Annotated in this window: 20 protein-coding genes and 1 tRNA gene; 14 read left to right on the top strand and 7 right to left on the bottom strand. The window is 59.5% G+C overall.

The features are described from left to right. Window positions 1–580: 580 nt before the first annotated feature. From VJV58_RS11010 to VJV58_RS11040, 7 genes are all read left to right on the top strand, one after another. A complete protein-coding gene (locus tag VJV58_RS11010; protein ID WP_324137376.1) occupies window positions 581–1,729 on the top strand; it encodes a thiolase domain-containing protein in 1,149 nt (382 codons plus the stop codon). Then, window positions 1,729–2,121: a Zn-ribbon domain-containing OB-fold protein gene (locus VJV58_RS11015; protein WP_324137377.1), complete on the top strand. Its 393-nt coding sequence runs from the start codon at window positions 1,729–1,731 to the stop codon at window positions 2,119–2,121. Before VJV58_RS11010 ends, VJV58_RS11015 begins: the two co-directional genes overlap by 1 nt. A 141-nt stretch (window positions 2,122–2,262) precedes the next feature. After that, on the top strand, window positions 2,263–3,123 hold the full coding sequence (locus VJV58_RS11020) for a MaoC/PaaZ C-terminal domain-containing protein (RefSeq protein WP_324137378.1): 861 nt from the start codon (window positions 2,263–2,265) through the stop codon (window positions 3,121–3,123). A 25-nt stretch (window positions 3,124–3,148) separates the two neighbouring features. Further along, a complete protein-coding gene (locus VJV58_RS11025) occupies window positions 3,149–4,027 on the top strand; it encodes an SDR family oxidoreductase (RefSeq protein WP_324137379.1) in 879 nt (292 codons plus the stop codon). A gap of 69 nt (window positions 4,028–4,096) precedes the next feature. Continuing rightward, complete coding sequence (locus tag VJV58_RS11030; protein ID WP_324137380.1) at window positions 4,097–5,053, top strand: dihydrodipicolinate synthase family protein; 957 nt, start codon at window positions 4,097–4,099, stop codon at window positions 5,051–5,053. A gap of 4 nt (window positions 5,054–5,057) precedes the next feature. Then, the gene (locus tag VJV58_RS11035; protein ID WP_324137381.1) at window positions 5,058–5,855 is read left to right on the top strand and encodes an NUDIX hydrolase; all 798 of its coding nucleotides are present in this window, start codon (window positions 5,058–5,060) and stop codon (window positions 5,853–5,855) included. Window positions 5,856–5,951: 96 nt separating this feature from the next. Then, on the top strand, window positions 5,952–8,633 hold the full coding sequence (locus VJV58_RS11040; protein ID WP_324137382.1) for a PAS domain S-box protein: 2,682 nt from the start codon (window positions 5,952–5,954) through the stop codon (window positions 8,631–8,633). Window positions 8,634–8,644: 11 nt separating this feature from the next. Here VJV58_RS11040 and VJV58_RS11045 read toward each other — a convergent pair whose 3' ends face one another. Continuing rightward, the gene (locus tag VJV58_RS11045; RefSeq protein ID WP_324137383.1) at window positions 8,645–8,992 is read right to left on the bottom strand and encodes a GrlR family regulatory protein; all 348 of its coding nucleotides are present in this window, start codon (window positions 8,990–8,992) and stop codon (window positions 8,645–8,647) included. Between the two features lie 15 nt (window positions 8,993–9,007). Then, the gene (locus VJV58_RS11050) at window positions 9,008–9,391 is read right to left on the bottom strand and encodes a VOC family protein (RefSeq protein ID WP_324137384.1); all 384 of its coding nucleotides are present in this window, start codon (window positions 9,389–9,391) and stop codon (window positions 9,008–9,010) included. Window positions 9,392–9,818: 427 nt separating this feature from the next. Between VJV58_RS11050 and VJV58_RS11055 the strand changes: the two genes are divergently transcribed. Then, the gene (locus VJV58_RS11055; RefSeq protein ID WP_324137385.1) at window positions 9,819–10,166 is read left to right on the top strand and encodes a hypothetical protein; all 348 of its coding nucleotides are present in this window, start codon (window positions 9,819–9,821) and stop codon (window positions 10,164–10,166) included. 71 nt (window positions 10,167–10,237) lie between these two features. Here the strand turns inward: VJV58_RS11055 and VJV58_RS11060 are convergent. Continuing rightward, window positions 10,238–10,314, bottom strand: a tRNA-Arg gene (locus VJV58_RS11060). A gap of 63 nt (window positions 10,315–10,377) precedes the next feature. Beyond that, a complete protein-coding gene (locus VJV58_RS11065) occupies window positions 10,378–10,662 on the bottom strand; it encodes a hypothetical protein (RefSeq protein ID WP_324137386.1) in 285 nt (94 codons plus the stop codon). A gap of 209 nt (window positions 10,663–10,871) precedes the next feature. On the opposite strand from VJV58_RS11065, the gene VJV58_RS11070 reads away from it, so the two are divergent. Both VJV58_RS11070 and VJV58_RS11075 read left to right on the top strand, forming a co-directional pair. Continuing rightward, window positions 10,872–11,318 carry a hypothetical protein gene (locus tag VJV58_RS11070; protein WP_324137387.1) on the top strand — a complete coding sequence of 149 codons (447 nt, stop codon included), beginning with the start codon at window positions 10,872–10,874 and terminating at the stop codon, window positions 11,316–11,318. Between the two features lie 112 nt (window positions 11,319–11,430). Then, window positions 11,431–12,303: a DMT family transporter gene (locus VJV58_RS11075; RefSeq protein WP_324137388.1), complete on the top strand. Its 873-nt coding sequence runs from the start codon at window positions 11,431–11,433 to the stop codon at window positions 12,301–12,303. A 50-nt stretch (window positions 12,304–12,353) separates the two neighbouring features. Here the strand turns inward: VJV58_RS11075 and VJV58_RS11080 are convergent, their stop codons facing one another. Continuing rightward, the gene (locus tag VJV58_RS11080; protein WP_324137389.1) at window positions 12,354–12,719 is read right to left on the bottom strand and encodes a hypothetical protein; all 366 of its coding nucleotides are present in this window, start codon (window positions 12,717–12,719) and stop codon (window positions 12,354–12,356) included. A 185-nt stretch (window positions 12,720–12,904) separates the two neighbouring features. Further along, a complete protein-coding gene (locus VJV58_RS11085) occupies window positions 12,905–13,564 on the bottom strand; it encodes a peroxiredoxin (RefSeq protein ID WP_324137390.1) in 660 nt (219 codons plus the stop codon). Window positions 13,565–13,941: 377 nt separating this feature from the next. Between VJV58_RS11085 and VJV58_RS11090 the strand changes: the two genes are divergently transcribed. Beyond that, window positions 13,942–14,523 (top strand): hypothetical protein, encoded by a 582-nt coding sequence (locus VJV58_RS11090; protein WP_324137391.1) that lies wholly within the window; start codon window positions 13,942–13,944, stop codon window positions 14,521–14,523. Between the two features lie 31 nt (window positions 14,524–14,554). On the opposite strand, the gene VJV58_RS11095 is transcribed toward VJV58_RS11090, so the two are convergent. Continuing rightward, window positions 14,555–16,405 (bottom strand): alkaline phosphatase family protein, encoded by a 1,851-nt coding sequence (locus VJV58_RS11095; protein ID WP_324137392.1) that lies wholly within the window; start codon window positions 16,403–16,405, stop codon window positions 14,555–14,557. Window positions 16,406–16,557: 152 nt separating this feature from the next. Between VJV58_RS11095 and VJV58_RS11100 the strand changes: the two genes are divergently transcribed. The 3 genes from VJV58_RS11100 to VJV58_RS11110 all read left to right on the top strand — a co-directional run bounded on the left by VJV58_RS11100 (window position 16,558) and on the right by VJV58_RS11110 (window position 19,839). After that, window positions 16,558–18,573 (top strand): acetyl/propionyl/methylcrotonyl-CoA carboxylase subunit alpha, encoded by a 2,016-nt coding sequence (locus VJV58_RS11100; protein ID WP_324137393.1) that lies wholly within the window; start codon window positions 16,558–16,560, stop codon window positions 18,571–18,573. A 99-nt stretch (window positions 18,574–18,672) separates the two neighbouring features. Further along, window positions 18,673–19,539, top strand: a complete 867-nt coding sequence (locus VJV58_RS11105; protein WP_324137394.1) for an isocitrate lyase/PEP mutase family protein — start codon at window positions 18,673–18,675, stop codon at window positions 19,537–19,539. Further along, a complete protein-coding gene (locus VJV58_RS11110) occupies window positions 19,540–19,839 on the top strand; it encodes an acylphosphatase (RefSeq protein ID WP_324137395.1) in 300 nt (99 codons plus the stop codon). Window positions 19,840–20,232 lie beyond the last annotated feature (393 nt).

A 20,232-nucleotide genomic window follows, 5' to 3' on the forward strand; every position in this document is an offset into this window, starting at 1 on the left:
CAGTACCACCGCATCGGCGGTGTTCATCCCTGCCACTTGTGGTGGGGAGGGAAAGCAGATCGTGAGCGGAGCGAACGATGTGCAGGGTGGGGGGCTGTTCGTGTGTATGAGGCAACCCCACCCGGCGCTTCGCGCGACCCCAGAGCGAGCTTTGCTCGTCTCGACCCCATAAAAGAAGGGGAGGGATAAGAAAGAGCAATCCTCGCCCCGCTTGCGGGGCACAAACGGGGGCGAGAAGAAAGAGGGAGCTTTGCTCGCCACAACGGGAAACGCGGTGCGCGCCAACTCTCTCAGCGTCGTTCCTGCGAACGCAGGGACCCATAACCACAGCGCCTAGTGGTTGATCGAAGTGGTTGAACAGCCTCTTTCCCACTTGTGGGGTCGAGACGAGCGAAGCTCGCTTTGAGGGTGGCACTTCGTGAGCGGAGCGAACGATGTGACGGGCGGTGGCTGCTCCGGTGGACCAGCCTGCGCCTGCGTATTCCGCCTCGCGGGATTGTCCTCTGGCCGGGGCGCTTGCCAAGGCAAGCTCGAAAGGCGAGAAACCGATGGGGACCAGGACACGGCAGCGGAGAACCAGTTGAGCATCAAAGGTAAGGCCTACCTCGCCGGAATCTACGAGCATCCAACCCGGCACGCACCGGACAAATCTACCGCACAGCTACATGCCGAAGTCGCCAAGGGCGCACTGCAAGACGCAGGCCTGACCAAGGCTGATGTCGACGGGTATTTCTGCGCTGGCGACGCCCCCGGCGGGGTCATGGCGATGGCAGACTATTTGGGCCTGAAGGTTCGCCACTTCGATTCCACTGATACCGGCGGCTGCTCTTATCTCGTCCATCTCGGCCACGCCGCGGAGGCCATAGCCGCCGGCAAATGCAGCATCGCCCTGATTACACTCGCCGGAAAGCCCCGCACCGGGGCGATGCCAGCGCGCGCGACCGGAGCGGAGCTCGATTTTGAGGCTGCTTACGGCGCCACCACGCACAACATTTATGGCATGTGCGCCATGCGCCACATGCATGAATTCGGTACCACGAGCGAGCAGCTGGCCTGGATCAAGGTCGCGGCCTCTCATCATGCTCAATATAACCCGCATGCGATGCTGCGCGATGTCGTCACGGTCGAGGACGTCATCAACTCCCCGATGATCTCCGATCCGTTGCACCGGATGGATTGCTGCGTCGTTACCGATGGCGGTGGCGCGCTGATCGTTACCACGGAAGCGATCGCGCGCGGCTTGAAGAAGCCGCTGGTGCGAATGATCGGGCACGGCGAGGCATTAAAAGGTCCCCGCGGCGGCAAGGATCTCAATCTGACCTACTCAGCGGGTGTGTGGTCGGGCCCAAAGGCATTTGAAGAAGCCGGCGTGACGCCCAGGGACATCAAATATGCGTCCATCTACGACAGCTTCACCATCACTGTGCTGATGCAGCTCGAGGACCTCGGTTTCTGCAAGAAAGGCGAAGGCGGCAAGTTCGTCGCCGACGGCAATCTGATTTCCGGTGTCGGCAAGCTGCCATTTAACACTGACGGCGGTGGCCTGTGCAGCAATCATCCAGTCAACCGGGGCGGCATGACGAAGATCATTGAAGCGGTGCGACAGCTTCGGGGTGAAGCCCATCCCAAGGTGCAGGTGGCAAATTGCGATCTCGCGATTGCGCACGGGACGGGCGGCTTGCTCGGCGTCCGTCACGCTGCCTCAACCTGCATTCTGGAGCGCGTGTAATGGACAGCAAAGTCAAATATCCGATGCCTCAGGGCAATCCGGAAACGAAGCATTTCTGGGAGCAGACAGTCGAAGGCAAACTGCTGATCAAGCGCTGCAAGGCATGCGGTGAAGCGCATTACTTTCCACGCTCGCTATGTCCGTTCTGCTTTTCCGATCAGACGGTTTGGGAGGAAAGCTCAGGCGAGGGCGAGATCTATACATTCAGCCTGATGCGCAAATCCGCAAGCGGCCCGTACGCGATTGGCTATGTGACTTTGAAGGAGGGTCCGTCGTTGCTGACCAATTTCGTCGACTGCGACACGGCGAAATTGAAGATTGGGCAGAAGGTAAAAGTAGTGTTCAAAACGACTGACGGCGCGCCATTGCCGTTCTTCACGCCGATGAGCTGATTGTTCGATCCCGTAGGGGCAATTGCGCGCGTCTTGAGGATGAGACCAAGCTTCCAAGCGGAACCGCTCTCATGGTTTGCGACGGCGCGAAGGCACCTCATCACAATGAGGGATCAAGAATCTCTGGAGGAATGCATCACAATGCCGATCAAGTACGATGAGTTGATGGCGCTGAAGAATTTCGGGCAGAAATACGCCTACACCGATCGTGAAGTGATGCTGTACGCCTGTGGCATCGGGATGGGCGCGGATCCGATGGACGAGAGGGAGCTTGCCTTCGTCAACGAGGCGACTGCCACGCCGCGTGCACTAAAAGTGATTCCGACCTTCGCTTCGGTCGCCGCTTGGGGAGCGGGGCCCGGAGAAATGAACCTGAACCGGGTGATGGTGGTCGATGGCGAACGGGACATCACCTTCCACAGGCCGCTCGCTGTGTCCGCTCACATCATCGCGGATTCCAGCGTTCTGGACGTTTTCGACAAGGGCAAGGAAAAGGGTGCGGTGATCCGGCACAAGACCGTGCTTAAGAACGAAAAGGGCGAAGAACTCGCCACGCTGGTGGCTTCGCGGTTTGCGCGTGGCGATGGCGGTTTCGGCGGGACCTCCGAAGGCCAACCCGAGCCGCACAAAATCCCAACCCGCTCGCCCGACAAGACCATCGACATCTCGACCCGCCCGGATCAAGCGCTGGTTTACCGGTTGTGCGGCGACCGCAATCCGCTTCACTCGGATCCTGAATTCGCCAAGCGCGCAGGTTTCCCGAGGCCGATCCTGCACGGCATGTGCACCTACGGGATCACCTGCCGCGGTATTCTGCAAACCTATGCCGATTACGATCCTTTGGCTTTCAGACAACACGTCGCGCGCTTTTCATCTCCGGTCTATCCCGGCGAGACCGTGACCATGGACATGTGGAAAGACGGCAACGTGATTTCATTTGAGGCAAAGGTAAAGGCCCGCAACGTCTCCGTTATAAAAAGCGGAAAGACGTTGCTCGCCTGAAATAGAAGCCGAGGAGAGAAGCATCATGGGATTACTCGACGGCAAGGTGGCGCTGATCACCGGGGCGGGCGGCGGGCTTGGCGAAGCCTATGCCAGGTTGTTCGCGCGAGAGGGGGCGGCTGTCGTGGTCAATGACCTCGGTGGCCCGCGGGACGGCAGCGGGGCCGATCTTTCGATGGCGCAAAAGGTCGTCGACGCAATAAAAGCGGAAGGTGGCCGCGCGGTTGCCAATGGCGCTGATATTTCGACGATGGCCGGAGGACAGTCGGTGTTCGATGACGCTATCAAGAACTTCGGCCGAGCCGATATCCTCGTCAACAATGCCGGCATTCTGCTGGACCAGACCTTTGCCAAGGCGACGGAAGTCGGCTGGGACAAGGTTCTGAAAGTGCATCTCAAGGGCACGTTCTGCGTCACCCAACCCGTGTTCCGCTGGATGCGGGAGAACGGTGGCGGTGTCATCGTGAACACCTCGTCCACATCAGGCCTCATCGGCAATTTCGGCCAAAGCAATTACGGCGCCGCGAAGGGCGGAATTTGGGGGCTGTCGAACGTGCTCGCCATCGAGGGCCGTAAATACAACATCCGGGTCTGGACGCTCGCCCCCGGCGCGCTGACCCGTATGACTGCGGATCTGCCGCGCTATATCGAAAATCCTGGCATGGCGCTTGGACCTGACGGCATTGCGCCCGCCGTGCTATACATGGTGAGCGAATTATCCGGCGATCAGACCGGCAAGGTTCTTGGCGTTTCCGGTCCGCGCGGCGTGCGCGAAATGCGGATGATGGAAAAGCCGGGTTGGAAGCCGCCACATACCGGATGGAAGGCGGAAGATATCGTCCAGCACGCCAACGAAATTTTCTTCTCCGATGAAGAGATCAAGATGGGTGCGCGGAGATTTTGAAGCGGTCATTCAGGGGCCCGGTTCTGGCGAACTCACCCCGGGATCACGGAAGATGAGACAGAGGTACGAATGGCAAAACTTACTCACAAGGCCGAAGGCACTTTCGCAATCGCCCCAACGCCATTCCACGATGACGGGCGGATCGACGAAACGTCCATCGACCGGCTGACTGATTTTTATGGCGAGGTCGGCTGCGATGGCGTCACCGTGCTCGGGATTCTGGGCGAAGCACCGAAGCTTGAAGCCGCGGAAGCAGAGCTTGTTGCAAAACGCTTTGTGAAGCGTGCCGGCAACATGCAGATCATCGTAGGCGTTTCCGCCCCCGGGTTCGCAGCCATGCGCTCGCTGTCGCGCGCTTCCATGGATGCGGGCGCTGCCGGTGTAATGATCGCGCCGCCGCCGAGCCTGCGTACAGATGACCAGATCATCGGCTATTTCAAGCAGGCGGTAGATGCGATCGGCAGCGATATCCCTTGGGTGCTGCAGGATTATCCATTGACTTTGTCTGTGGTCTTTACACCGGCGGTGATCCGCAAAATCGTGATGGACAATCCATCTTGCGTGATGCTCAAGCATGAGGATTGGCCCGGACTCGAGAAGATTTCCGCCCTGCGGGCGTTCCAGAAGGAAGGTTCGCTGCGGCCGCTTTCGATCCTGACCGGCAATGGCGGGCTGTTTCTGGATTTCGAGATGGAGCGGGGCGCCGACGGAGCGATGACCGGCTATGCCTTTCCGGAGTTGCTCATCGATGTGGTGCGATTATCCAAGGAAGCACGGCGCGACGCCGCGCACGATCTGTTCGACGCGCATCTCCCTCTGATCAGGTACGAGCAGCAACCTGGCGTCGGCCTCGCGGTGCGCAAATACGTGCTGCAAAAGCGCGGCGTGATCGCCTCCGGCGCGCAACGCAAACCAGCCACGAGCCTCACTGCGATCGCGAAACACGAAGTGGATTATCTGCTCTCGCGCGTCGCACGTGTCGACAGGCGTGCCAACCTGCGGCCGCAATCGAGCGCGGCGGGTTGATGGCATGACACTAGCCGTCACCCCGCGTCCGGCGTCCACCGTCCTCTTGCTCAGGGACGGGGCCGCGGGCGAAATCGAAGTGTTCATGATGGTGCGGCACTACGAGATCGATTTTAATTCCGGTGCGCTGGTGTTTCCGGGCGGAAGCGTCGACAACGGTGATCAGGAGATCATTGCCAGGCCGGAGCTTTACTCGGGCGGCGAGGGCCTCGATGCGGTCTCCCTCAGCTTCCGCATCGCCGCCATCCGGGAAACGTTTGAGGAAAGCGGCATTTTGCTCGCGCGTCCCGCCGGTTCGAATTCGCTGGTGGAGGCCAAGCGGGCTGCAGAAATAGAAGGCCGGGATCGCGCTGCTCTGTGCGAGGGCAAGACCACGTTTTTGAAGGTGCTTACTGATAACGAAGTGGTGCTCGCGCTCGATGAACTGGTGCCATATGCTCACTGGATTACCCCGGAGGGCATGCCGAAGCGGTTCGATACCTGGTTCTTTCTTGCAGCCGCCCCACCGGAACAGGCCGGCGCTCATGACGGCAAGGAATCTACCGACTCCATCTGGGTCTCTCCGCGCGAAGCGCTGGCTGGTGGTGAGAGCGGCCGGTTCAAGCTGCCATTCCCGACCACGCGCAATCTCATCCGGCTGGGAAAACAGGGCAGCGTGAGAGCCGCGCTGAATGACAGCAAGGGCAGAAAGATCGTAACGGTGATGCCGGTGATGACCAAACTGAATGGCGGCCGCCAGCTTCGGATTCCGATTGAGGCCGGCTACGACGGCGACGTTTTTGAGGTCGGCGCGGCGGGTTGAAGCGCTCCGATCGACGCTAGACCAAAACGAATTCGGGATGTTATCGCTGGCCGTCTCATATATTATCCAATTATTTGAAGCTTGGTGTTGATCATTATGTCATCCGCATTGGCGGCATTGCTCGCACGGATACGTTCATTTTCGCTCTCGATCGGGCAATTGACATTTGGCAGTTTTTTACTGCTGCTGGCGGTCATCGCCGCCACGAGCATGGCGAGCATCATTGCCCTGCGGCACATCAACTCTACGTTTGCCGAACTCCAGCGGTTGCAAACCGTCGGTGATCTCGCCGAGGAGATCGATCGACGCATGAACGAGCTGCGGCTCGCGGCGCGCGATTTCGTCACTGACCAGGGCGCCAGACCGGACCGGGTGGGCGAGGCCGCCTCGGCACTGAGTGCGCTTTTGAAAAAAACACGGCTCGAGCTTGCGCCCGATCAACAGCGGATGATCGACGGCGTCACCGCACGTTTGCAGAACTACCGGGAGGGCATCGAACGGGTCACCACTTTGATTGCCCGTCGCTCGGAATTGATATCGGCGTTGCCGGCAACGCGCGAACGCTTCGAGCAGGCAATCTCCAGCCAGCCCGACCGCGCGGCCGCGAGGAGCCTGTTTCGGACGCAAAACCAGGTCGCCGCGGCCTTGCTGGCGCATGATCCCGAAGGGGCGGAGCGGGCGGCGCAGGCAATGCGAACGCTATCGATCGATGATGTGTCGCTTCGTGCTGCGGCCGATGCTTACGCCAGCGCCATCACCGCGATTTCGGCGACCGAGGCGGAGATTGGTAAATTGGACAAAGAGGTCTTGGGCACGGAGGGACGGCTTATCGGGCGCGTGACCGAGTTGCTGCGCGAGGTCAGCGCGCGTCAAGGCCGCGTGCTGTCGCGAGACTTCGCTCGGACGCTGACTGAGGCGAGATGGCAGAGCATCGTGCTGGGCATCGCCGGCGTGCTTATCGGGATCTTTGCGGCCCTGTTCGTGGTCCGACGCACGGTGCGACCGCTAGTCTCGATTGCAAGTTCAATACGCGCGCTCGCCGCGGGTCAGAAGGACGCCTCCATTCCCTCTACCGACGTGAGCAACGAAATCGGCGACATCGCGCGTGCGGCTGAAGTATTCCGGCGGACTCTCGTTGACGCCGATAGCGCGCGAGAAGCAGCCGTTCGTGCCTTGGCCGAGCAGCGGTTGGCGGAGGAGAGCTATCGTAAGCTGTTCGAGGGTTCGGTTGACGGTATCTACGTCACCACCCCGGCTGGCGAACTACTCAATGCCAATCCAGCGTTGGCTAAAATCATGGGCTATGACACGCCGGAGCAACTGATTCAAAGCATCGGGGATATCACCGAAACGATCTACGTTCATCCGGCGGCGCGCGCTGAATATCAGCAACTGATGCGACGGGACGGGATGGTACGCGAGTTTGAATATCAGGTTCGCGACCGCAGCGGTGAAATTCTGTGGCTATCCGACAGCGCCACGGCCGTGCGCGACGAAGCCGGCGCGATCGTCCGCTATGAAGGTACCGTGCGCGACATTACCCATCAAAAACGCGCCGAAGACGCGATCGCTGAAGGCCGGCGGCTCCTGCAACAGGTGATCGATACTGTGCCGGCGGTGATCAACGTCAAGGACAAGCAACTCCGCTACATCCTCATGAACCGCTATATGGCTGGCATTTTTGGCATTGAACCTGCTGATGCGATAGGCCGAACCACCACCGATCTGATGTCACGCTATGGCGCGCAAAAGACTGACGAGAACGACAAGCGTGTGCTAGCTCTCGGAAGAGAGCTCGGATTCTATGAAGAGGAGTATCTGGATTCGTCGGGCCACCTACGGCAATGGGTGGTGAACAAGCTTCCCCTGCTGAATGCAGACGGTGAGATCGAAAACATCGTCACCGTTGCGCTTGATATAGGTGATCGCAAACGCGGCGAACAGGAAATGCGCGCGGCAAAGGACGCCGCCGAGGCGGCGTTGCGCAATCTGCGGGAAACCCAGAACTCGCTGATCGAAGCGGAAAAGCTGGCCGCGCTGGGGCGATTGGTCGCCGGCGTTGCGCACGAGGTCAACAACCCCGTGGGCATCAGCCTGACGGTTGCTTCCTCGCTGGAGCGCAAGACGGCACTGTTTGCGTCTCAAGTGGCGCGCGGCGACCTCAGACGTTCCAGCCTCAACGAGTTTCTCGAAGCGAGCCGCGACGCCTCCTCGCAGCTGGTTTCCAATCTCAATCGCGCCGCCGAACTGATTGCCTCGTTTAAGCAGGTTGCGGCCGACCGCAACTACTCGGATCAGCGCACGTTCGATCTTGGCGACTTGACCGAACAGGTGGTTATGAGTCTGCGGCCGGGCCTGCGAAAGCACAATCTGACGCTCAATGTCGACTGCGAACCCAATCTCACCATGAACAGCTATCCCGGGCCCTACGGACAGGTGCTCACCAATTTGTTCCTCAACGCTGTCGCGCATGCCTTTCCCGACGGCAAGCCCGGCGCGGTGGACATTAAGGTGAGGGGCTCCGGCAAGGACAACGTCGAGATTCTGTTTTCGGACAATGGCTGTGGCATGTCGCTCGATGTTCGCCGCCGCGCTTTTGATCCGTTCTTCACCACGCGCCGCGACCAGGGCGGCACCGGGCTCGGGCTGCATATTGTTTACAGTATCGTGACCAACCGCCTTGGCGGGAGGCTGCATCTGGACTCGCAGCAAGGCGGCGGGACACGAATCCAGATCATTTTGCCGCGCGTCGCGCCGCTCGAGCAGGCTGCGGAGTAGTGCGAAGCCGGCTAATCGATTTCGGCCAGCTTCCGCAGTGTTGCGCTGAAGATCTGGCTTGCCTTGCCCACCAGAGCCGTTCCGTTCATCACGCCGGCGGTATCGGTGAATGTGCCGGAGACACCGATGCCGACGGGGTCAGGGCCGCCAAACAGCGGATTGGCATCGGGGCTGCTGGTATGCCGCTGCACCACAACTTCGCCCTTGAAACTATCGCCTCGGGTCTTGTAGGTGCCGGTGTAGAACAGAAAGGCATCGCCTCCGAGGATCTTGCCGTCCCGGAACATCACCACACCGCTGCCTTTGCCGCTTCGCCCGTCCTGCAGGCTGACATGGATCGAATACAGCCCGTTTTTCATGCTCGCGCGCTCGCTTCACGCATATTTCTTGTCACGTTCCAACAGCTCGATCGAGATGCCCTGCGGCCCGCGGATGAAGCAGACGCGCACGCCCGGCCGGATTGTCGTCGGCTCTTTCGTGAACTCCACGCCCTTGCGCTTGATTTCGGCGGCAACCGCATCGATGTCCTTCACGGCCAATCCGAAGTGATCGAGCCCCTGATAAGGCGTCACCGGCGGCGCATTGACGCCATCGCCGGCAGTAACCGGCGCGATGAACACATTGGCTCCCCCGAGCTTCACGTCGATCCGCCCGGGACCCCGAATGATGACGCCACCAAGAATGTCTTCCAGCCACGCCGCGGTTGCCTCAGGATCGGAACTACGCAAATGAACATGATCCCAGGTGACGATGGGCATCCTCGATCTCCGGCTAGTGCGGGTCCGGCAGCCGTGATCCCGTTTGTCCCCGAAATGCACCGGCTGCTCGACGATCCTAGCGCTCGCATCGGCCAATGGCCACCCCGCGGGCGGGTACTGGGATCAGCGGCAGGGTTAACGGCCTCGAGTTCGTAAGAGCTGGAGTATCGGGCCGGGGAGACGAAATGCCCATCGTTTGATGGCTCCATATCGGGAACTGCGAAACAGACGACCAACTTTGGCGCGCTTCTAGGTGAGCAGGAACCAATCGCTCTATCACCGGTTAAACGATTGGCCTGCGCGTTCGCGCGGATGGAGCTGTCTTGAAATGCCCGTGGCGCGATACTTCTTCTGTGTTGGCGCGGTCTTACTCGCGTTGCTGCTGGCCTCGAACGCGTACCTGCCGAGTGTGCCGATGCCGGCCAGCTTGGACATGGGCGTCGATAAATCCGTCATCAGGATCCATTCCGACCGCAAGTGGCCGGAACGGATCGTCTTTGACACGCAGCAACCAACCATTACGCCTTCGCTCGCGGCGAACAACGTAGCGCCCATGCTCCCAGCTCCAACCACCGTCGCTGACAGCAAAGCACGTGCGCGCGATTCATACGCCGAGCTGCAATCGTCTGATCAAAAGAATGAGCAGCTATCCGAGTCGAAAAAGCTGGAAAAGAAGACCGTTCGAAAGCGCAAAATTGTGAAACGGCGGACAGCTCCGCCGGTCATGCTGGCGGCTCAGCGACCGCAATTTGGATTTTTTGGCATGACTTGGTAGATCGCTCACCGGTTTGCCACCTGCAAACTCCGGACAGGGCAGGCTGCTCGAAACCAACTGCTAAATGGCGTTGGCGCGCTCGGAGAGATTCGAACTCCCGACCCTCGGATTCGAAGTCCGATGCTCTATCCAGCTGAGCTACGAGCGCCCTGGCGGTCGATTAGCAGAGTTGATCGCGATGGGCTACCAGGAAACGGGTCGGCGCAAAGTATCAGGAGCAGGGATACTTTCGGTGGTCCTGCCCGACGTAGCTGGCCGCGCTCTGGTAGCAGTAATTGTTCGATGGACCGTCATAATAGGCGAAGCTACCGGGCCGCAGGCCAGGTCCGTAATTATGTCTGAAGCTTATTTCGTAGGGCAGTCCGAAATTGCGAACATGGGCATGGTGGTGATGGTGCCGGTAATGATGGTGATGGTGGGTCCGCGCCTGCGCGAAGCCGGGAGCCAGGGCCAATGCGCCCAGCATGAGGATGCCGATCAACTTCAACTGCGTCATATCGATTCTCCGACCAGAGGCCCGAAAGTAGACAGTTTAGGCCGTTTGTGGTTCCCAGCCAGCCGGTAACGCTGGAAAAATGCAGGAATTTCAGCCGGGGGGCGATTTTTTAGCCGGATCGGTATGCTTAACGAATTTCAAACACAGTCTGGCCAGAGTTGTCCCGTTTGGTCCGGTTGCCCGCTCAGCTGCCGATTTCCGACGGATCCATGCGCATCACGTCCGTTTCCCTGTTGTTGCTGTCCGTGTTGGCTGCCGCCCCCGCATGGGCGGACCTGCATATCACCCGGGATCACGGCGGCTATGTCGAGGAATACAAGACAAAGTATGCGCGCATCCGCGATCGCCATGAGCGGGTCATTATTGACGGCATTTGCAATTCGGCGTGTACGCTGGTGTTCGGTATCGTACCGATGAATAAAATTTGCGTAACGCCGCGCGCCAGCATTGGTTTTCACCAGGCTTATTACGACAAGGCCTTCACCTTCGGAATCAAGGTGACCAGCGCGGCAGGCACGTCAGACCTGATGTCGTACTATCCCGAGACGGTGAAGGAGTGGATCCGTCGCAACGGCGGGCTTACTACGGAAATGAAGAAGATCAAGAACGGCGTAGAACTCTGGAAGATCGTCGATCCCTGCCCGGAAGAATTCTGATCGTCGCCGCTTCGCGTCAACCACCCAGGCCGATGTCATGCCATCGCTCGTGAGCCGGCCCGCGCAAATCGGCATTGCCGCAGGGCACGTGATCAGGCATTGAAACCATCAAATGCATCATGAGCTTGACAAGTTCGCCGCGCGCGCGGCGCCGGCGATTTTTGTCCTGCTTTGGAGTACCGGTTTTGTCGCCACCAAATACGTCGTGCACAATGCGGATCCGCTGACCTATCTTGCGATCCGGATGGCACTGGTCGTGGTGCTGATGGCGGTAATCGCCGCGATTGCGCGACCAAAATGGCCTGACCGCATCGGAATCGCCCACAGCGTCGTCGCGGGCATTCTCGTGCATGGATTTTATCTCGGCGGTACTGCGATCGCGATCGCGCATTCCATTCCCGCGGGCCTGTCGGCGCTGATTCCGGGTTTGCAGCCGATCCTGACTTCGACAATCGCGAACCGCTGGCTTGGCGAGCGCGTCATGCCACTGCAATGGGCCGGGCTGCTGCTCGGTCTCGCCGGCGTGCTGTTAATTCTGCATGATCGTCCGATGAGCGGAGAGGCGGGCTGGGGCTGGCTTGCTTCAGGCGTATCGCTCGTCAGCATCACCCTAGGCACGTTGTACCAGCGGCGTTATTGCGGGAAGATCGACTGGCGCGCGGGCAATCTCGTGCAATATGTCGGCGTCACCATCTTCTTCGCCGTGGGCGCGCTGTTGTTCGAGAACAGGATCGTGCATTGGACCACCGAGTTTGTTCTCGCACTCGGCTGGCTGGCAGTGGTGCTGTCGATCGGATCGATCGGTCTGTTGTATTGGTTGATCCGGCGATCGGCGGCTACATCAGTGGCGAGCCTATTTTATCTGGTGCCGGCCGTGACGGCTGTGATGGCTTATATGTTATTCGGCGAATGGCTTAACCCGATCGCGATCATTGGGATGGTTGCGTGCGCCGCCGCGGTGTTCCTGGTCAACCGCCGCGCCTGAGAATGCCTCCGACTTTTGGTCGAAGGCTCTCCTTCTCGAGGCACTCTCAATCAGCGCTTTGATTTTTTCTTCTTAGCGCTTTTCTTGGCAGTTCGCTTGCGTCCCTTCTTCGCGGACCTTGCCGCGGCGGATTTTTTCGCCGTCTTTTTTGACTTCTTTGAAGCCTTGGCTTTCTTGCTCGCTGCTTTCTTGGCGGTTTTTTTCGCGGATCTCTTTTTCTTTTTCGCGGGTTTGGTGGCTATTTGCGGTTCGGCGATGCTGGTCGCGTCCGTCACCGGCTCTACGGGTTTCTCGTTATCCATCTCGTCCCCCAGGGTTTGTCGACACGGCAACGATAGCGTGATTTCTGGAGGTGTCAAAGATAGCTGGCGTGCTTGAGCAACTGCGCTCGCGCGCTTGCACCAATACGCGTTCACCCGACTTGGCTCGTGAGTTCGGGAGCGCAGACCGATGCTCCATTTGCAACGTCCGGCAGCCGACAAAGTAGCATCGGAGCAGTCGCCGCCCGAAAGCGGCTGACCCCCGGCGGCAGCATTGTCGGCGCCGTCTGCTCAGCCGGCACCTCGTGCCGACTGCACTCTTGCGGTGGGCTGCGGATCAGCTACTTCGGCTGCGGTACGATCCGGATATAGGGCTTCGGCGATTTCCAGCCTTGCGGATAAATCGTCCTGGCTTCATCGTCGCTGACCGAGCCAGAGATGATGACGTCTTCGCCCTGTTTCCAGTCGGACGGCGTCGAGATGCGGTGTTTGGCGGTCAGCTGCAAGGAGTCGATCGCGCGCAGGATTTCCTGGAAATTGCGACCGGTGGTCATCGGATACACCAGCACCAGCTTGATTTTCTTGTCCGGCCCGATGACGAATACGTTCCGCACGGTCTGGTTATCGGCCGCTGTGCGGGTCGCCGCGTCGCCGGAGGTTGAAGCCGGCAGCATGTCATAGAGCTTCGAAACCTTGAAATCGGTGTCGCCGATCATCGGATAGTTCGGAGCTGCGCCCTGCGTTTCCCTGATGTCCTCGGCCCACTTCGAGTGTCGCTCGACCGGGTCGACGCTAAGCCCGATCAGCTTGACGCCGCGCTTGTCGAACTCCGGCTTCAGCTTGGCCAACGCGCCCAGCTCAGTCGTACAAACCGGCGTGAAATCCTTCGGATGTGAGAACAAGAGCGCCCAGCTATTGCCGATCCAGTCATGGAATTTGATTTTGCCTTCGGTGGTTTCGGCCTCGAAATCCGGGGCCACAGCGCCTATCTGGAGTGCCATTTTACGACCTCATGTCCTTCAATTTGCAGGTGAATTCTTGTCCTTAAGATAAAGCGTGGCGAGCCGTAGGTGAACGTCTGCTGGAAAAAGGCGAGATCGTTCTCCGCCACAGGGCATCAATAGCATCTTCTTTTCAATCGCGCCCGCACGGCGAAAAAATCAAAACGCCGGCGGGACTCCCGAATGCCCCGATATTGCCGTTTATGCACGTCATCAGGCCGGCCCCGGTGATGATGTTCCCGCTGTAACTTTCGCGAAATCTCAAAAACCACAACCCACTGAAAAGCGCGAGACCGAACTTTCGAATCGTTAACCGCTCGTTTACGCCCGGCATGGAAATGCTGGCTGTACCAAAAAGAAGCTGAGAAGTAATAGTGATGTCCGCCCCTGTCGTTAAGTTAGCTGAATCGATCGACGCGCTCGAACCTTCTGCGATTTCTTGTCAGCATAGTGCCGCGCAAGCCCTCACTATCGTGCGCGATGGCGTGATCACAGGGGAAGGACCAACGACGCGGGGCCGAGTCCATTTTTCCCGCGCCTTGGATGCCTTTGACGCTGAGTGGTGTGCCCGCATCCTGACCGCCGCCGCTGTCGACGACCAGCCGATCAGCCGCGCCGAAGCCGAGGCCCTGTTCGAGATCAACGACGCGGCCGCCGAGCGAAGCGACGAGGGGCGCTTCGATGACCTTCTCGCCAAGGCAGTCGTGCATCATGCGGCTTCGGCTTCGGGTCTGCCGGTGCCGCTGCGCACCGTAGCGCTGGCGCCGGACACCGCAATTGAAAGCTGGGCACCAACTCAGGCTGTTGGAGTCGACACCGAAGTGCTGGAGTGGATCGCTGGCCAGATGCGTGGCAAGCGTCGTGGCAATGGAACGTTGATGGCGCTGGTCGCCACACTTATCGGGGCGGCAACGCTGCCACTCGCCCAACTGCCGAATCTGTTCGATATCGGCCTGTAAGCGATCTCGTTCCTGCGAAGTGCGCTGCCGGCTACTTCCCCGCCGCTGTTTGTTTGGCGCCTTCCGCGTCTAACCCGACCGTCCGCCCTCGAAATCCCGCTACGTCGAAATACCGGTGCTTGGACACGCGCTGGAATTTCAGCACCGTGCGGAGTCCGTTTGCGGAAATCTGCGATTTCGCCGTACCGCTATAGGCGCGGGGCGTGGCGCCGTTCGGCATCGCTTCGGTCATCACCCGGCCGATCAAATCGCCTTTGGGCTTCGGTGCAAGGCCGAGCAATTTGGCCGCGGTCGCGCCGACATCGGCATTGCTGACCGGAAGCGGGTCGACATATCCGCTTTTGAAATCCGGACCGATCGCCGCCATGAAATTGAGGGTATCGCCCCGGCTAAAACTGCCGTGCATGCCCTGGCCTTGCCGCAGCACGGTATCGGCGACTTCGACCGAGCAATTGGTCGGCTGGTCGCATCCGGCTACGTAGGAACGAAAGTTGACGACGATGGCTGGGGTGGGTGTTACCGCCTTGCCCTTTAGACCAAGTTCGGACATCGCCAGTGTGCCTGGGAAGCGACCGAGAGCGTCATCGACGAAGATGCCGCTCACGTAATCCTGTTGGAGCAGCGCATTGATCGTGCGCCGCGCCAGGCTGCGCTCATGGCCAGGCAAATAGATCAGGTCCGATCCGCCGTTGGTCGCCACCACAAGTTCGGGCTTTGTCGGATCTTCTCCCAACAGGCCGTTCCCGGCTTTTGGATGCTCGTTGTCCGGAACCCGCGCATTCTTGTTGTTGGGATCGAACAGCGGCAGCTTAAGCGCCTTTGCAAGATCGATCGCCAGAAAGCCCATCGGCAGAAAATCTTTCGGTGTATCCCCGTACGTCATCTTGGCCGACGGGCTGGTTTTGGTTTCCTTCGAAATCGTCGAAAATCCATGGTCGGATGAGACGATGATGTTTGTCGTGGCGGCGAGGCCGAGATCATCCAGCGCCTTGCGCAATTGGGCCAGGTTGTTATCCGCGTTCTTGATGCCGGCGAGCGACGTCGGACCGTTGATGCCGGGCGTGACGGTATTAAGACTGTCGCCGGAATTATGCTGGCTACCATCGGGATCGCGCGACCAGAACACCAGCACGAACGGCTTGCCGCGCTCCTTGAACATTGGCAGCACGACTTTGCTGGCTGCATCGGCGAAATAGGCCTGCTGGGCTGTGTTCGGCACCAAGGTGCCAGGCGTCTTGGCGTCGCCAGATTTGCCATTGTCGCCGCGCGAGGGCGTTGCGAGGGGCAGGTTAGCCTTCGTCAATGCGGCCTTCATCTCGTCCGAGAGCGGCACGCCGTTCTTGCCGCCGGTAGCATCATCAATGACGATCGAATGCAGACCTTCCGCGCCTGGCTTATCGGTGTGATCAAATATCAGGGTAGGTCCGAGCTTGCCGATGGCGGCGGTGCTGTAGCCTTGGGCTCGCGCCATTTTCAGGACCGTTTCCTCGTTCAGATAGTTGCCGCCGAGATGCTCGTCGAGGTCGATGATAACGGGATCGACTTCCAGAAACGGCGTCACGGTGCCGTTCGCCGGCCCTACTGGATAACCGGTGTAGATCGTATTGGAGAAGTCTCCAGTGTCGCCGAGATAATGGCCCGTTGCCATCGCAGAGGCATTGGCGGTTGTGAACGTTGGGAATAGCGAGTGGGAATTCCGGAAATTGACACCCTTGTCACGGACCTCCGCCATGGCCGGCGCCGTCTGCCGCGTCACGATCTGACCCCTCAATCCATCGGGCACAAACAGGATCAGGTTGCGAGGCCTGTCGTTCTGGGCGAATGCCCTGCCGAACGAGAGAACGCTGATGCCAATGGACAGCAATACGATCGAACGGCGCATTAAATTCTCCCCCTCAGAAGCAAATTCCGGCTAGACGTTGCCTGTACTTAGTTTTGCTGTACGACGGAATTGTTACATCCGCCCGCCCGTGCCAGATTGCGGGTGGTTCGCGAGAGCCGATCCCGCCCTAAAAGTTGCAAGTAAGCAAGCACATGTTCAAACGTATTTTGATCGCCAATCGCGGCGAGATCGCCTGCCGGATCATCAAAACTGCTCGCCGGATGGGAATCGAAACCGTGGCCGTTTATTCAGAGGCCGACCGCGATGCGCTCCATGTCGAAATGGCCGATGAGGCCGTCCTGATCGGCCCGCCGGCAGCCGCGGAGAGCTATCTGGTTATCGAGAAAGTTATCGACGCTTGTCGCAAGACAGGCGCGCAGGCGGTGCACCCCGGCTATGGCTTCCTGTCCGAGCGCGAAGCCTTTCCGCAAGCGCTTAGCCAGGCGGGTATCGTTTTCATCGGGCCGAACGCAAAGGCGATTGCCGCGATGGGGGACAAGATCGAGTCCAAGAAGGCGGCCGCGAAGGCCCATGTCTCGACGGTACCCGGTTTCCTTGGCGTAATCGAGGATGCAAAGCATGCCGTGAAGATCGCTGACGGGATTGGCTATCCGGTGATGATCAAGGCCTCCGCAGGCGGCGGCGGCAAAGGGATGCGGATCGCGAATTCGACCAGCGAGGTGGCCGAGGGGTTCGGTCTCGCCAAAGCGGAAGCCAAGGCGTCATTTGGCGATGATCGGGTTTTCATCGAGAAATTCATCGTCGATCCGCGTCACATTGAAATTCAGGTGCTGGGGGACAAGCACGGCAACGTTATCCATCTCGGCGAGCGCGAATGTTCGATTCAGCGTCGCAATCAGAAGGTTGTGGAGGAGGCGCCGTCACCACTGCTTGATGAGACTACGCGCCGGCATATGGGCGAGCAGGCGGTCGCCCTCGCTAAAGCGGTGAATTACGACTCCGCCGGTACCGTTGAGTTCGTGGCCGGCCAGGACAAAAGCTTTTATTTCCTGGAGATGAACACGCGGTTGCAGGTCGAACACCCCGTGACCGAACTCGTGACCGGGATTGATCTCGTTGAACAGATGATCCGGGTGGCGGCGGGAGAGAGACTGTCGATCGTGCAAAAGGCGGTCACGCTGACCGGATGGGCTGTGGAGTCACGGGTGTACGCCGAAGACCCGTTTCGGAATTTCCTGCCGTCGATCGGGCGCCTGGTGAAATATTGTCCGCCGCATGAGAGCAGCGTCGACGGAATCACTGTGCGCAACGACACCGGCGTGCAGGAAGGAGGCGAGATTTCGATTTACTACGATCCGATGATAGCCAAGCTCGTGACGCATGCGCCTTCGCGCGCGGCGGCCATTGAGGCCCAGGCGACCGCGCTTGATTTCTTCTACATCGATGGTATCCGCCACAACATTCCCTTCCTTTCGGCGTTGATGCTTCATCCGCGCTGGCGCGAGGGCAAGCTCTCCACTGGTTTCATCGCCGAAGAGTTTCCGAAGGGTTTTGCAGTTCGCAATCCGGAAGGTGAGATCGCGCGCCGACTAGCCGCGGTCGCCGCGGCGATCGATCACGTGCTGGGCGAACGCAAGCGCCAGATTTCGGGACAACTGACCGGCCGACCGGTGCAGCGCGAGCGCCGCCGCTCGGTGTGGCTGGACCGCACCGAGATCGCTCTCGATATCGCACGCGATACCGAGGGCATCATCGTGCGTTTCGTCGGCGCCGACGGTGCACTGGGCAATCCTCACAATCTGGTCTCACCGTGGAAGCCCGGCGATCCGGTCTGGCACGGGACCATCGACGGTCGCCTGTTGGCAATGCAGGTACGTCCGATCCCGAACGGGATTCGTCTTGCGCATCAGGGCTATGAAGTCGCGATCAACGTCTTCACCGACTTCGAGGCAGGCGCAGCACGGTTGATGCCGGTCAGCGCCAAGGCCGACAGCGGCAAGAAGCTGCTGTGCCCGATGCCGGGCCTAGTGGTGTCGATCGCCGTGGCCGAGGGGCAAGAGGTCAAAGCGGGCGAAACGCTTGCGGTCGTGGAAGCCATGAAAATGCAGAACGTCTTGCGCGCCGAACGGGACGCCACGGTGAAGAAAATTCACGCTACTCCCGGGGCCACACTGGCCGTCGACGCGCTGATCCTCGAATTTGCCTAGGCTGAGGTAGGTGACCGCTTAGAAGCTCTGCTTGAGCAGCGTGTCTGCTTAGCTTCGGCGTGTGTCAGCACCATCGCCGCAGATTTTTGAGAGGAACCGATGGCATTCCGAAAGCGTCGCGAATCATTACGTTCGATTCTGTCAGGTTCCGCGTGCGTTCGGCCGGGTTCGGTCTATGACGCGATCTCGATTCGAATCGCCGCAGATCTTGGTTTTGAGCTTGGGATGTTCGGCGGTTCGGTCGCTTCGCTCGCCATATTAGGCGATCCGGATATCACCTTGATCACGCTCAGCGAACTCGCAGAGCAAATGCGCCGTATGTCGCGCGCCGCAGTATTGCCGGTTCTGGTCGACGCCGACCATGGCTATGGCAACGCGCTGAACGTTCGCCGCACAATCGAAGAGCTTGAGGCTGCCGGTGCTGCTGGTCTCACCATCGAGGACACGTTGCTACCGCAAGCCTTTGGGCAGAGCGGAACACAACTGATCACGCTCGAAGAAGGAGTCGGGAAAATGAGAGCGGCGCTCGATGCACGCAGCGATCCTTCGCTGGTTATCATCGGGCGCACCGGGGCGGCTTCGATCAGCTCACTCGATGACGCGGTAACGCGCGCGAAAGCGTACGAGGCAACGGGTGTCGACGCATTGTTTTTTACAGGAATAAAGAAGGCTTCCGAACTGGAGGCGATCGCGAAATCAACAAAACTTCCGATCATCTTAGGTGGGGCTCCCGAAGAAATGTCGGATTTGCGCTATCTTGCAGAGCAGCGAGTGAGGATCGCGCTGCAAGGTCATGCGCCCTTTGCCGCGGCAACCCAAGCCGTGCACGACACGCTTAAAGCGCTGCGGGCAGGACAGCCGCCGAAAGCGTTGGGTGGACTGGCGTCAACCGAACTGACGAGCCGGCTCACCCGCGAGCCTCAATGGAAAACGCGTGGGCGCGAGTTTCTGGGACTGAAGAAATAGATGAGCGGTTCGATCCGTCGGGCGACGATCACAGGCCGTGTACAGGGCGTGGGCTATCGCGCCTGGGTCGAGCACCGCGCAAGGGCGAGCGGAGTTCAGGGGTGGGTGCGCAACCGACGTGACGGCAGCGTCGAGGCGGTGTTTGCAGGTTCCGCGGACTTAGTGTCGGAGATGATTCGGTCGTGCTGGCGCGGACCTTCCTCGGCACGCGTCGATGTGATCCGAGAGGAGGACGCGGCCCCTGATGTACTGAATCTCCGCAGAGCCGGCGAACGCTTTTCGGTGCTGCCTACCGTGTAAGCGAGCTTCACTACCCACGCCACCTTCATCGTTGGATGCATCGCCACTAAAACACCGCGACTCGGACATGGTTCTTTCGCATAACACCATTGGTTCCGAACGGCCTGTTGCGGGTCGCTGGTTCTGCAGATCGGAAATCATTAATAAAGCGAAGAGGAGACTGATTTTTTCAAACGAGCGGTTTTCCTGTGATGCTGATAAATCCGGCGAAAACGCAAGTTCCAGGCTTCTGAAACTAAATATCTAGGTGGTTCCGGAACTTTTTTCGTCGCCCGGAGTGGAACCTTTTCCCCCGCTCGCGACTCGTTGTGCAGTGCAGTTTTGGGGATTGGGATGGAATGGACGCATCACCCGCACGATCAAATTCATTCGACACTCAGCCAGTTAATTGCG

It is taken from the genome of Bradyrhizobium sp. (assembly GCF_035273305.1).
Lineage (GTDB): Bacteria > Pseudomonadota > Alphaproteobacteria > Rhizobiales > Xanthobacteraceae > Bradyrhizobium.